Here is a 13,311-nt window from a genome sequence, read left to right as displayed (position 1 = left end):
TGCCTTTTAAACCTTAGGAGTAAATGTTGCTGCCTCACCTAATTTATAAGCTTGGCAGCTATAACTTGAGATTCATCAAACTAAAGGGTGAGGAGACCATTCTCCAATTTTATTTGGCCGTAATTAATCAGAGCCTGAATTGAATCGCTTATGTTTTTCCTTAATAACGAACTTGTGGATCTGAATCCAAGTAATCGTGATACTGAAATAATAAGTTCGTCATTTGTGGCTCCAAAGCCTTTTGTGATAGTTGCCAATATACCAACGGCAATCTCTTCATGAGAAATGTTTTCTGGTTTTCTTAATGTTTGCGATAAGACATCTTGTCGATTTCTAATTTTAATTTGGAAGTTATCAAAAGTAAGAAAGTTTTCTTCTGATTTTATCCCTCCATTGCCTAAAAAAATCTGAATCGCGTTGTTAACAGCAGAATCAATTCTAGCCCCTGCACGTTGTAGACCCCATGCTGACCTGATACGTGTGGTCACTTCATTCACATGTATTGGGGCCTCAATAAGAACAATTTGCTCAACTATCTTGGCGAGCACGCCAACTGGGGTCTCATGAATCTGGAATCTTGTGTCAACGTCAGGAACCGCCTCAACATATGCCACAGCTTCATTGAAACTGCCTTCAATTGTATCTAGACCAATCTCAGTGACAGTCTCTCTTTCTACTGTGACTATCTCGACAGGTACAGCTCTTGACCGAGATAGAGAAGTTTCAGAACGATTTTCGAGCTCTTTCTTAGCCGCCTGAATAGCAGAAAGAGTTTTCTTTAGTTGCTCTTCGGGGCGCTGGAACCAATCTGTGCTCCAAATCCTGTGAATGATCCAACCATGGTCCTCAAGCACTGCCTGACGTAGGCGATCTCTTTCTCTTGAAGAGCGGGAAGAGTGGTAAGTCATACCATCGCATTCAATCCCGATAAGGTAGCGGCCCGGCATATCAGGGTCGGCAATAGCTAAATCAATAAAGAAGCCTGCTATACCAACTTGAGGGTGGACCTGGAAGCCTTCTTTTTGCAGAGCATTTGCAACCTGTTCTTCGAACACACTGTCCATTGCACGGCCACTTTGTTCTGCAACTGACAAGCGTCCTGTTCTTGCATATTGCAGGAAAAGTTTAAAAGCGAATACACCTCTGCCTTTAGCTCTTTCAAGATCGATATCTTCGTCAGTGATTGAGGCATAAACTTCGCAACGCCTTTTGGCTCGACTGATAAGAACGTTCAGGCGTCTTTCACCACCCTCTGCTCCAAGAGGACCAAATCTCATTGCCATGTAGTTTTGTGGATTTCTGGCATATCCAACAGAAATGATAATGACGTCGCGTTCGTCACCCTGAATGTTTTCAAGGTTTTTTACAAAAAACGGTTCGCTTGGGTGTGCATAGAAAAAGTCCTCGAACTCAGGGTTCAACCTGCGAAGCACTTCAAGCTCGTCCTGAATACGCTTTCTCTGGGTAACAGAAAAGGTAGCAACACCTAAAGATAAATGAGGGTGGCTTCTTGCATGTTCGAGAATTGCTGTTGCTACGCGTTTTGCTTCATTTGCATTGCTTCCAGATTCGAATACGCCATCTTCAACTTTATGGAAACGTAGGCCCATACCTGCTTCTTGTGTATAGGGGCTGGGAACTATAAAAAGCTTGTTTTCATAAAACTGACTATTCGAAACAGCAATCAATGACTGGTGACGACTTCTGTAATGCCAGCGAAGCATTTTTTGAGGCAACCCTCTGGCAACAAAAAGTCCCAGTATGCTCTCAATGTCTGCGACTTGTGCTGAGTCTTCATCATCCTGCTCATCTGCGGAACCTGTCATTTTGGCGAAGAAAGAAGTTGGAGGTAACTGACGTTCGTCTCCGACAACAACTATCTGCTTACTACGTGCAATAGCTCCTAATGCATCTACAGGTTGGATCTGACTGGCTTCATCCATTACCAGTAAATCAAACGACTGCTTACCCGGCACTAAAAACTGGGCAACTGACAGAGGACTCATCATCATAACTGGCTTTAATGCCTGAATAGCTGCACCAGCTTTTGTCATGAGTTGTCGAATCGCCATATGACCGCGTTTGCGTGCCATCTCACCCCGCAGTACACCCACAGGGCCTACGCCAATTTTAGAGGGAATTGCTCTGTGGTGAGCTCTTACGACTTCAAAACTTGAAGCTTTAATTCTTCGCAGATCCATCTCAGCGAAGCTTGCTACTCTTCTTGAATGCAAATCACCATCAAAACGAGCCAGTTCTGGCTCATCTTCGACCATTAAAGACAGAATTGAGTCGAAATAAGTTCTGTCAAAAGTACCTAGTAAACGTTCGGAGGAAAGAACTCCACTACTCAAATCGGAGATTAATGGATAAATACCAAATGTTTTCGCCAGCTCTACACGGTTTTGCCAAGCAACCCATTTTGAAAGTTGTTCAGAATTATCTATCCAAAGAGTAATCTTGTCATAGACTAAATTAAATGGAATTTCATGAACATTTTCATTTTTGAAAATTGCTCCATAGGAAGATTTAAGAGAAGTAATCACTGATGTGAGTTTGGCAAACTGCGCTTGAATAGACTCACTCAAACTTCTTGATTTATGAACTAAACCCTGTCTGTCATCTATTTTAGACGCTAAGATTCTTAAGTCGTCATTTGATTCAATCCAGGAATGAGATTGAAGTAACAGATCCCAGTCACTGTTTTCTTTCAACCATAATGGATACATGGTTGACTGAGCCAAATTATCGAAAGTATGAATGATATTCATTTTTTGCTGGGCGCTTGATAACAAGCTCAACAATTCAATACGATCAGAAACAGAGGATTCATTGTTGGCGAAAACATCTTTATACGCGGAGTCCATAGTGCTTAGCATATCAGACTTTACAAGGAGTGATTCCAGTGGAAGGCTTTTAACGGAATAGTAGTTATCAAAATACTCTTCTGGCGTGGCTCCCAATGAATCCCAAAGAATACGGCTTTCATCTAAAACTTCATGGGTGAGTTTTTTAAGCTGACTCACTTGATATGCTAAGGCGTCTTTGTTGGAGAGGCGACTTGCAATTATTCGGGCTTCAGAGTTGATACCACGTAAGGTACGCATCCATTCTACAAGTGATTTCAGCAATTCACTATCGCTATTCTCACCTCGCCAGTCTGAACCAAATGCAGACTGTCCGAACTCATTCAAATCAATGATGGATTTTCTTAATTTCTGTGCTTTTATCAACAGATCGAGGTACTCAACCTGTTGAGGGATCGTCAAACCTTTATCATTTATCAATGAAAGGGCAAGCTTTTTCGACTTTCGCCATTCGCTATTAAGGAATTTTAAAGCGCCAGTGTTGTTTTCAAGGCTGTTTCGTGTGCTTTCTACATCTGTTTCCCACGCCTTTTCAACAAAGATGAGATTGACTTTTTCTTTATAAATACTAAGTTGTTTAATATCTGCAACCAGACTTGCCGCTTTTTCAATACCACCTTCCCAGACAGTGGCAATGAATGCTTCTGGACTCACATTTGGAGCTTGAGTAATACTTTCACCCAACTCAATAAGACTTTCAATCTCACTTAAATTCGAGAATCCGATTTTAGAACCCAACTCCTGCTGCAATCTTGAAGACTCTTTTAAGATTCTAGGTGTAAGTGTCTTCAGTCTATAGGCAGTAGTAAAAGCATTAATATTAATATCTACAGGTAATTTACGATAATCTTCTGAAAGGCTGTCGACCTCGGTGTTGAATTTATCTGCATGTAATTCTTTTTCAAGCTTGCTGTAGAGCTCTTTAAATGAGAATCCAGTTTCAATTAACGTCTTTGTCTCATCTTTAGAAGGGGCCCATAATGGCGAACTTAATGATTCAGGTGATAAATTAGGCGCTGAGTTAATTAATTCAGCTATTAGAATGAATTCCTGTAACTCTTTTAATGAGCCTATATGATAGGCTTCATTGGTAAGTTTAGAAAGATTGATAGACTCTTCAATAGAATCTGAAAGTTCAGACTTCAGGTTCGTTAATGAGGCAGTGAGTCTTTCAACTTCACTAGGAAGTATCTCAGTTCTATCGATACCATTCCATGGGTGTGAATCAGGAATGCCAATATCACTTATCCTCTCAATTAATTCATCAATAAGTGCATGTCTTTTGGAGAAATCGTCGTTACTCCATGATTCATACCCGCTAAGCTTATAATCGTTAGGGTCAAAACCTGATTGTCTGAGACGTACCAGTTGCGCCATAACCTTATATGGCGTTAAGCCTGATGGCATGTACGTTTTATGAATCCTTACGGGGTGATTGTTGAGGATATCTCGGCTTTCTGTGAGATTATTGACTAATGTATCTGGAAATTCTCCTCGAGGTGAACCAAGTTCCCAGACTCGCTTCAGTTCTTCAAGGAATGCTCTTTTGTTGGTTTTATTGCTATGTAGCTCTAAACAAGCATCTCCAACACCCGCCTGATCAAGTCTGCGCTTAACTACTTCAAGGGCCGCCATCTTTTCAGCTACAAACAATACTTTTTTACCGTCTGCGACTGCTGAAGCTATGATGTTAGCGATTGTTTGAGATTTACCAGTCCCTGGGGGACCCTGAATAACCAAGCTTTTACCATTACGTACTTCGTGAATGGCAAGAGTCTGTGAGCTATCACTGTCCAAAATATGAAGCATTTCTCGGGGGGGAATGACTGAGTCAATTACAATGTCGTCAGAGATTAACTCTCCACCAGAGAAGCCTGTTTCTAAAAGACATTTTATTGATTCCTGATCTGTGATTTTTGAATCCGAAGGCCAGTTATCAGGATCTAAATCTGTATACATCATAAATTTAGCATAGGAAAACAGACCTAGATTGACTTCATTTTCTAATACTTCCCAACCTTCTTTCAATGATATAGCTTGTTTTATATCTGCGAAATAATTCGTTAAAGAAAAATCCTCATCGATACTCAGGGGAGGTAGGGTTATTTGGTGTACACGGCTGAGGAATGTCTCCAGCGACAGGTTGCTAATGATGTCCTCATCCCTGACTTTAATTTTAAAGCGTTCTCCTGCTTTTGCTCGCATTAATTCAACTGGTAACAATAAAATAGGGGCATGGCGTATGTTTGCTTTATTATTAGGATCTATCCATTTAAGCGATCCTAGAGACAGAAACAGGATATTTACGCCTTGTTCTTCTTCAAGGGTTTTTGAGTCATAATATAAATCTAATAGCTTTTTTTGTAATGTTTTTGGCGTGAGCTTGGTCTGGAGTTTTGTATCATTGTGGTTGGTTTCGGAGTCATCTAAGAAAATAATATCTTCAGACTCTGAGTCTGTCTCACTGTTCTCATTGCTTTCATCTGTCTTTTTATCTTCTCGACCATGAAGAAAAGTGAACGGCTTGCCTTCTTCAAAAAGCATCTTGAAGAGAATGTCAGACCTTTCATTAACTACTTCTAAAAATTTTGTAGTTTTTGATTTTGGTATGTTAAGTAAACGATTTCTAGCTGTTAGATCGAGTAACTCTGCTCGCGACTTTTCAAGTTTCTGGCTGAGTGACAGATTGGAGTTTTTGTAAAGTGAGCCTTCAATTTCGTCCATTACGCATAACCTTGAATTGAAAATTTACCAGTAATCAGTGAGTTATGCTAATAGCTCTAAATCACTGCAATTTTTCTGTACATATTAGAATGTTTCAGTCAAAAAATTAAGAATTTTCTAATTAATTGTAGTGATTGTCTTTTAATTCATTTTAAATCAATTGGTTAAGTGTTGTTTTGTGTTTTGGACTGGTTGTTTTTGAAATTATACATAAGCTTGGGTTATATTTAGCTTTGGGGAGTAAAAAACTGGGCAAGTATTAGGTCATTGCTCTAATAAGCATATTGACATTGTTCAAAAATGCTGCTCCTTTGAATGGCAAAGTCGCAAAGTCGCAAAGTCGCAAAGTCGCAAAGTCGCAAAGTCGCAAAGTCGCAAAGTCGCAATGAGCTTATGGGCTTACTGTGAGAGTAAAACCTGCAAGAGTGAACTTCCCATGTGCAATTGGGAAATAATAACCATACGGATACATATAGTTAAAGTCGCGTGAATAGGATGCTTTGATGGGAAGACTGGTGCTATGACTGCAAACGGTTCTAACTTCTTACAGCGAGCATGGGGAGTGCCCGAACAACGTCTTAAGCATGGATTATGTTTCTAATAACTTGTTAAACGAGCGTCGACTGCGCCTGCTGACAATGATTCTTCTCATCATACGTAAAAGCTTGGGTATTTTTGTTTAGCAGAAGTGGCTGACATGCTCAATAGCACAGCGACCAGACATCCTTTACTGCAAATAATAAAACTGATAAAAGTGTTGAATACAAAAAACGAAATTATTAGGGATGGGTATGTGAAATAGATTCATGTATTGATTTCTCAAGCTTTTGAACGTCAACGAACAATGTCACGGGTGAGTGTTTCAACATTGAATAAGTCAGGAATGTCTGACTGAGAGCCGATAAATGTCTTTTCAGAATACCTGGTGCACAAATGAGGCAAAACGGGATGACTTGAACTTAAGTCGTCTACACTCCACACCGAGCTGTATTACACCTTCGGGAGTTGCCTAAAAGCTGCCGGTTACAATAATAATCAACCAACATGAAGTCGATCATTAATGACAATGATTATAATTTTTTGAAACAGCAATTGAGGTGATAATGAAAATTACACAAATGGAGATCAAAGGCTTTAAGAGCTTTGATATTGTAGGGCAAACTATAAATATAGATTCATTCACCAGCTTAATTGGAGGAAACGGAACAGGTAAAACGGCTGTTCTCCTCGCATTGACAAGAATGTTTGGTGTTAAAAGCTCTGACAGAATAATTACAATTGATGATTTTTATGTTCCTCCTGGCGATGAAATCGAAGATCAAAGTGAACGAGAATTATCAATTTGTTTAAAATTCGAATTCGCAGACTTAAAGGACGGTGAGGATGACTCAGTTGCAGACTTCTTTAAGCATTTAATTTCAAGTGAAGCAGGAGAGGTCCCATTCTGCATGGCAAAATTAAAAGCAAAATGGACAAAGACTAATCTTGCTGAAGGGGATATAGAAAGCGATCTAGTATGGGAAATTGGGGATTATGAAAAAAATATAACGGCATATGAAAGATCAAAAATTCATGTTCATTATGTCCCTGCTTACCGAGATCCTGCCCAACAACTGAAGCAAACAGCAGGAACCATCATGCATCGTTTGATCAATGCAGTCGAATGGTCTGAAAAAATGGGGGCAACTGTTGATGAGGTTGCTGTAACAATCGGAAACCAGTTCCAAGAGGAAGTAGGGGTCCAGACAATAACATCTTCATTAGGCAGGAATTGGAAATCCCTTTTCACTGGTGGTTACTTCGAAGAACTTCAAATCAAGCCAGTAGTAAATGGTATTGAAGATGTATTAAAACATATCGATACTGTATTTTTACCAAGTCCAGATACACAACCATTGCCAACTGAAAGATTGAGTGATGGTATGAAATCATTATTTTATTTATCTTTAGTCAAATCGGCATTCGATATAGAAGATGAAATGATTAATTCAGAAGAAAAAGAATTATCAATATCAATAGAAGCATTAGACCCTCCAAACTTAACAATAATATTAATCGAAGAACCAGAAAACCATCTTTCACCGCAATATTTAGGGCGAATAGTTAAACTGTGTGAAGAGATATCTGAGAATGATCGAGCACAGATTGTTTTGACGACACATGCACCAGCTTTATTGAATAGAGTTGAACCCGAAAATATTCGTTATTTTCGACTGCAAGATAATAAAAATACAGTTGTGAAGGAAATATTATTACCAATTGAAGATGAAGGCGATGGAGAAAGTGTTGATACTTTCACATATGTTAAGGAAGCCGTAAAAGCATATCCAGAAATTTATTTTGCAAAAGTTGTTATACTTGGTGAAGGGGATAGCGAAGAAATAGTAATACCTAAAATAGCTCAAGTAAATGGAATAGAGCTTGATACTTCATTGATAACATTTGCCCCTTTAGGTGGGCGATATGTAAATCACTTTTGGAAATTACTCAATGAGCTCTCAATTCCACATGTTACTCTTCTCGATTATGACTTCAGGAGAGGAGGTGGTGGTTGGGGACGAATTAAATATGCAGTCAAACAATTAATTTCTATTGGTGCGGATAAAATTGAATTGTTGAGTACTACTTCAGGAACTTTAAGCGATGAAGAACTTGATGAAATGCATACATGGGATGAGGATCCAGATAGTGAATCGGGATGGATAAAGTGTCTGAAGGATTATAATGTTTATTTTTCCTATCCCTATGATTTAGATTGGATAATGCTTAATAAATTCTTTAAGGATTATAAGACATTTGTTCCCGAAAATGGAGGCCCAAGACTGCCAAAGAATGATGATCCTGAATATAACAAGAAAATTGAAGCTGCAATAGCTTCAGTTTTGAAAAAAGAAGAAAAAGAAATTGATATTAAGAAGTTCGATGATTTTGAGAAATATTTTTGGTACCGCTACTTATTTTTAGGAAGAGGTAAGCCATTATCGCATAATTATGTTCTATCCAAAATGGAAGACGATAGGTTAAGAGATAATAGTCCTAAAGTTCTCAATGAACTTATTGAAAAAGTTAGAGGTCTTCTGTGATGCCAATTATAAATGATGATAATTGGATTCTAAAAGACATCCAAGAAGTAGAAGACGAGGCTATGAGGGTAATACGAAATAGTACAGATCATAATCTCGTTCTTGCTGGTCCCGGTGCAGGAAAAACTGAATTATTAGCTCAGAAAGCCTGTTTTTTAATCGAGACGGCAAAGTGCAGCAAGAAAAAAATTATCGCATTATCTTTCAAAAAAGATGCGGCAAAAAACCTTCAAGATCGAGTAAACTCACGGCTTGATTCGAAATATAGAAATAAGTTTGAATCAACGACATTTGATGCTTTTTGTAAAAGTATTTTAGATCGATTTAAAAGTACTATTCCGGAAGCTTATCGTCCTTCAGATGACTATGAAATAATCTTTCCGAATAATAAAGTTTTTGTTGAAGAAATTAAAAAAGAGGCTGTGGATTTTGAGGGATTAACATCCGCAGAGCTGGATAAATTACAACCTTATAATTTTGAAGAGAATTATATAGTAACACCGTATGATAAAAAAACAGAACATACTGTAGATGGGAGGATAAGACGTTTTATATGGTCACACTTATTAAAACCAAGATCAAGACTTTCGTTCAAGATGATAAATTTCCTTGCTAATTACATTATTAGCAAAAATAAGTATCTGTCTAATGCTATCAATTCAACATATGAGTATGCCTTTATTGATGAATTTCAGGACACTACATATAGGCAATATGAAATATTTAAGAGAATTTTCTTGGGTAAAAAAATAAAAATAACAGCAGTCGGTGATACAAAACAAAGAATAATGGGTTGGGCAGGTGCAATGCACAATGCTTCTGAAATGTTTAAAAAAGACTTTGAAATCGAACAACCTAATGAACTAGTTAGCAATAGAAGATCATTAAAAAACCTCATAAATTATCAACGTATGATGGAAGCTTTCATGAATCATGCTGATAAAAAGCCTGATATGATGTTGGTTGAAAATGAAGGTTCAGCTAAGTTACTACAATTTAACGAAAGTAGCATTGAAGGAGCATATATAGCATTATGTATCCAACAATGGATCGCTGAAGGGGTAAACGAAAGAGATATATGTATACTGCTAAGAAATTCAGCTAAACAATATACAGATGATATCATTTCAGTATTGCAATCTTTGGGTATACAAAGTCGGATTGAGAATGAGTATCAGGATTTGTTGAATGAAGCTGTGGTACAGTTAATTTTACAAATGCTAATGTTTGTCTGTAATAGGAAATCCATAGAAAGTTGGGGCTCTACAATGGAGCTACTATGTAATATTAGAGGAGTAAGTAAAAGAGGTGATGTTACAAGGTTAGAAAGAGAACTAAGTCTTTTTATTAAATCTCATCGTGTTATTAAAGAAGATATTGTCGATTATTTATATTCATTATTAGGAATATTTGGTATCGATGAAATAAAATCTTACTTCCCGCAGTATATGATTGGAAATAGTTTGGAATATTGTATTGAATCACTTTCTCGCCACCTCGATAAGCTAAATGTAAGAGATAAAACATCAGAAGCCATTGATTTATTACTTGGTAATAAAACGATACCTCTCATGACCATCCATAAAAGTAAAGGCTTAGAGTTTAGGAAGGTCATCGTTGTGGGTCTTGAACCCGGTGCCTATTTTGGTAAGGAAGAAGAGCAAATAGAAAATCAAAAAACAGTCTTTGTGGCATTTTCAAGAGCCATTGAAGAGGTATTAATGACTCGTTGTAAAATAAGAAACAATAGTTATGGCAGACCTTTCAGGCAGAATTTTAATGAGATCCCATTGATTACGGATATGCTATCCTATTGTGGTCTTGAAGCTGAGAACTATCAAGAGTGAAGATATGATGGCGATCTTGGGTCGCCATCAGGTTCATTTTATTTATACATATCAAACTTAAAATTTTCTCCAATTTCGTTAATAACTTCCACTGTTAACCGATTATTTGTAGCTCGAACTACTTTATAGGCCTGGGTTTTTCCATTGGCCATTTCTTCTTCAATAGTTGGTAGTTTTTTATTGTTTATCACCTCTATTTTTAGTGGGTCAATATCTTCGTTATTCACAACGAGCTTGATAGGTTTTGTTTTCAAACTATTTAATGTTGTTATTAACTCACTATCATATTGTTCCCATTCACCAGCACCATCAGAAAGATAGTCTATGAATATATGGTCTCCTAGAGCATATGAGTCAATAGAGATACAGCCATGAAAGTTGTATTTTCCATTAGAGAAAAAGGTTGTTTTGCCATTAACACTAACGGTATTACCTTTCACGGTATAAGAGTAATCAGATAGCCAGCTTCCTAAAATACTGTCATTTCTCTGAGTAGTAGGGGCGGTCGGGTTGTAGTAAGCATAGATTGCGAATACTGTCGCAATAATCCCGCATAAAGATCCCATGACTCCTAATATCTTTAAAAATGCAGAAATTTTTCGTCCCATTCACATTAGTCATAAAATATAGATTTTTAGATGAACATTTTATCATCACGTAGTTGTGTTTAACACAGTTAGTTGAGTATTTGTACCCCGTTCATATCAACATGAACTAATTATTTATTAGTAATTTACAAAAAAATTATACTTCTCCAGTTATGTGGGTTCATTACTCTGATGATGTGACTACACCTTTGCTGGATACGAGTGTAAAGCTCAAATTATGCAATACGATACTCAGATAGTATCTCGGTCAAAACGAGATTTAGTATTAATTGTATCTATGTTCATCTTGCTATGAACTCATAAAATTAGACCTTGATCAAATACCCATTAGTTTGTCAAAAGATCTCTTGATATAGTCAACTATTGCTCATATTTTGGACAGGAGGCTTCCCTTTTAAACGTTCACAGGAGAATTTCTATGGCACTCAAACCTGGTCCGAAACGTATTGCTGACTCAACAGGTCAACCTGACCAGCGTCAGCGTGATAACAAGAAAACCCCGGGAAATAATCCAAAGGTAAAGCCCAGTAAAAATTCCAAACCATAGTGACATTTCTAATGTAGTACATAAAAAACCAATAAAAAATCATCAATACTAATCTAAGCCAGAGTGAATGCTATAATTACCGCTTGCTGACAGTTCAACATGTCCGCCCCACCAAGCCATCATTTCTCTTCGTTGATCGAGATACTGAGAACGGTTATAAGCTCTCCTGACCTCATTGGTATCAATGTGAGCCAGTGCTGCTTCAATGACGTCAGGTTGAAATCCCTTCTCGTTGAGAACAGTTGAGGCTATGGATCTCATACCATGCGCAACAAGGATATCTTTGAAGCCCATACGTTTCAGCGCCATGTTTGCCGTCTGACTGTTCATTGGTTCCAGGGGATTGCGGTAACCGGGAAAAACGTGTGGTCTATGCTGGCTGATTGGCTTCATAACTTCTAGCACAGCAAGTGCCTGTTCAGACAGCGGTACAATATGCATACGTTTCATTTTCATGCGCCCAGCAGGAATGTGCCATTCCTTTGTCTCGAAGTTGATCTCATCCCAGCGTGTCATCGCCGCTTCTGCCGGTCGTGTCATTGTAAGGAGCTGCCATTCGATGAGACAGCGCGTCTGTTTGCCAATACTCGCAAAGGCGAGATTCTTCATAAGCAGAGGTAGCTGTTCAGGTAAGAGGGCGGGGCGGTGTTTTACTTTTGGCTTATGGAACGTCTTACCGATTTTAGCCGCTGGGTTTGAAGTCACTAAGCCAGAGTTCAAAGCGTAATCCATAATCTCATTAATACGCTGACTCAACCTTTTAACAGTTTCGAGTCTGCCTGCCGCATGAGTTGGGCTAAGGGATCCAATGAACTGTTGGGCTGTAATGCTGGAAATAGGTATAGAGCCAATATGTGGGAACACATATTTACTCATTGAACGCCAGATATCGTTAAGAGTGTGAGTTGTTAATCCTGCTGCCTCTTTGGTCTTAAACCACTCAGCTGCAACTTTTTCAAACGTACTTTCACTCACACTCTTCTGACGAAGTTGCTCTGCCTTTTTGTGCTCTTGAGGGTCGACATCTTTGCTGAGAAGAGCGCGGGCTGATTCACGATTTTGGCGGGCTTCGGAAAGCGAAACGGAAGGGTATGAACCAAAGCTGATCATGGCCCGTTTACGAGTGAAGGGTTTGTAATAACGAAACCGCCAGAGTTTTGAGCCTCCGGGAGTTACCTGCAGTTCCAGACCGTCCCCGTCATAAAGAACCAATGCTCGTTCAGCAGCTTTGGCGTTCTTCACTTCGGTATTGTTTAAGGGCTTGGTCTGTCTTGCCATGAGCAGTCTCCATTCTGTTCCTCGGAAGGCTTAGGCATATCAAAAGGCAGTCTTAGAAACGTATGCCCATGAGTATGCCTAAATCAGGTGGATTCCACTGTATCAATCAGGATTTCACTAGACAACAGAAAAACAGCAGGTTTCAACAACCTACTGTTTAAACTGTTTTTTATGGTTCTCTCTGGACTTCACCAGACAAAACGTTGGGAGAATTTGGTCGGCACGAGAGGATTTGAACCTCCGACCCCGGACACCCCATGACCGTGCGCTACCAGGCTGCGCTACGTGCCGAACTCTGGAGGATTAGTCTACTGGTTATCACCATTAATGCAAGATACCTGCAAACTATTTGCCTGA

6 protein-coding genes and 1 tRNA gene are annotated in these 13,311 nt (G+C 38.7%); 3 read left to right on the top strand and 4 right to left on the bottom strand.

All coding sequences use genetic code 11. The features are described 5' to 3' along the window. Positions 1 to 80: 80 nt before the first annotated feature. Positions 81 to 5,591, bottom strand: a complete 5,511-nt coding sequence (locus tag AC6I8J_RS12625; protein ID WP_497825427.1) for a DUF3320 domain-containing protein — start codon at positions 5,589 to 5,591, stop codon at positions 81 to 83. Between the two features lie 1,103 nt (positions 5,592 to 6,694). Between AC6I8J_RS12625 and AC6I8J_RS12620 the strand changes: the two genes are divergently transcribed. Together AC6I8J_RS12620 and AC6I8J_RS12615 are read left to right on the top strand one after the other, a co-directional pair. Then, positions 6,695 to 8,674, top strand: a complete 1,980-nt coding sequence (locus AC6I8J_RS12620; RefSeq protein WP_497825426.1) for an ATP-dependent nuclease — start codon at positions 6,695 to 6,697, stop codon at positions 8,672 to 8,674. Then, complete coding sequence (locus tag AC6I8J_RS12615; RefSeq protein ID WP_497825425.1) at positions 8,674 to 10,521, top strand: UvrD-helicase domain-containing protein; 1,848 nt, start codon at positions 8,674 to 8,676, stop codon at positions 10,519 to 10,521. Before AC6I8J_RS12620 ends, AC6I8J_RS12615 begins: the two co-directional genes overlap by 1 nt. A gap of 38 nt (positions 10,522 to 10,559) precedes the next feature. Here the strand turns inward: AC6I8J_RS12615 and AC6I8J_RS12610 are convergent, their stop codons facing one another. After that, entirely contained in the window at positions 10,560 to 11,129 is a 570-nt protein-coding gene (locus tag AC6I8J_RS12610) for a hypothetical protein (RefSeq protein WP_208002953.1), read from the bottom strand. A gap of 418 nt (positions 11,130 to 11,547) precedes the next feature. Between AC6I8J_RS12610 and AC6I8J_RS12605 the strand changes: the two genes are divergently transcribed. After that, entirely contained in the window at positions 11,548 to 11,676 is a 129-nt protein-coding gene (locus AC6I8J_RS12605) for a hypothetical protein (RefSeq protein ID WP_004170286.1), read from the top strand. A gap of 48 nt (positions 11,677 to 11,724) precedes the next feature. On the opposite strand, the gene AC6I8J_RS12600 is transcribed toward AC6I8J_RS12605, so the two are convergent. Both AC6I8J_RS12600 and AC6I8J_RS12595 read right to left on the bottom strand, forming a co-directional pair. Then, entirely contained in the window at positions 11,725 to 12,954 is a 1,230-nt protein-coding gene (locus AC6I8J_RS12600; RefSeq protein ID WP_497825424.1) for an integrase domain-containing protein, read from the bottom strand. Between the two features lie 214 nt (positions 12,955 to 13,168). Then, positions 13,169 to 13,245 (bottom strand) — tRNA-Pro (locus AC6I8J_RS12595). Between the last annotated feature and the right edge of the window lie 66 nt (positions 13,246 to 13,311).

This window comes from Pantoea sp. X-Soil-ISGK-355, assembly GCF_059730805.1.
Note: the sequence above shows the minus strand (reverse complement) of the source record. Positions and strands in the feature narration are given on the sequence as shown.

What these genes read in the sequence shown, in the direction of transcription:
- AC6I8J_RS12625 (WP_497825427.1), bottom strand. Translation starts at nt 5,591, where the DNA reads ATGGACGAAATTGAAGGCTCACTTTACAAAAACTCCAATCTGTCACTC.
- AC6I8J_RS12620 (WP_497825426.1), top strand. Translation starts at nt 6,695, where the DNA reads ATGAAAATTACACAAATGGAGATCAAAGGCTTTAAGAGCTTTGATATT.
- AC6I8J_RS12615 (WP_497825425.1), top strand. Translation starts at nt 8,674, where the DNA reads ATGCCAATTATAAATGATGATAATTGGATTCTAAAAGACATCCAAGAA.
- AC6I8J_RS12610 (WP_208002953.1), bottom strand. Translation starts at nt 11,129, where the DNA reads ATGGGACGAAAAATTTCTGCATTTTTAAAGATATTAGGAGTCATGGGA.
- AC6I8J_RS12605 (WP_004170286.1), top strand. Translation starts at nt 11,548, where the DNA reads ATGGCACTCAAACCTGGTCCGAAACGTATTGCTGACTCAACAGGTCAA.
- AC6I8J_RS12600 (WP_497825424.1), bottom strand. Translation starts at nt 12,954, where the DNA reads ATGGCAAGACAGACCAAGCCCTTAAACAATACCGAAGTGAAGAACGCC.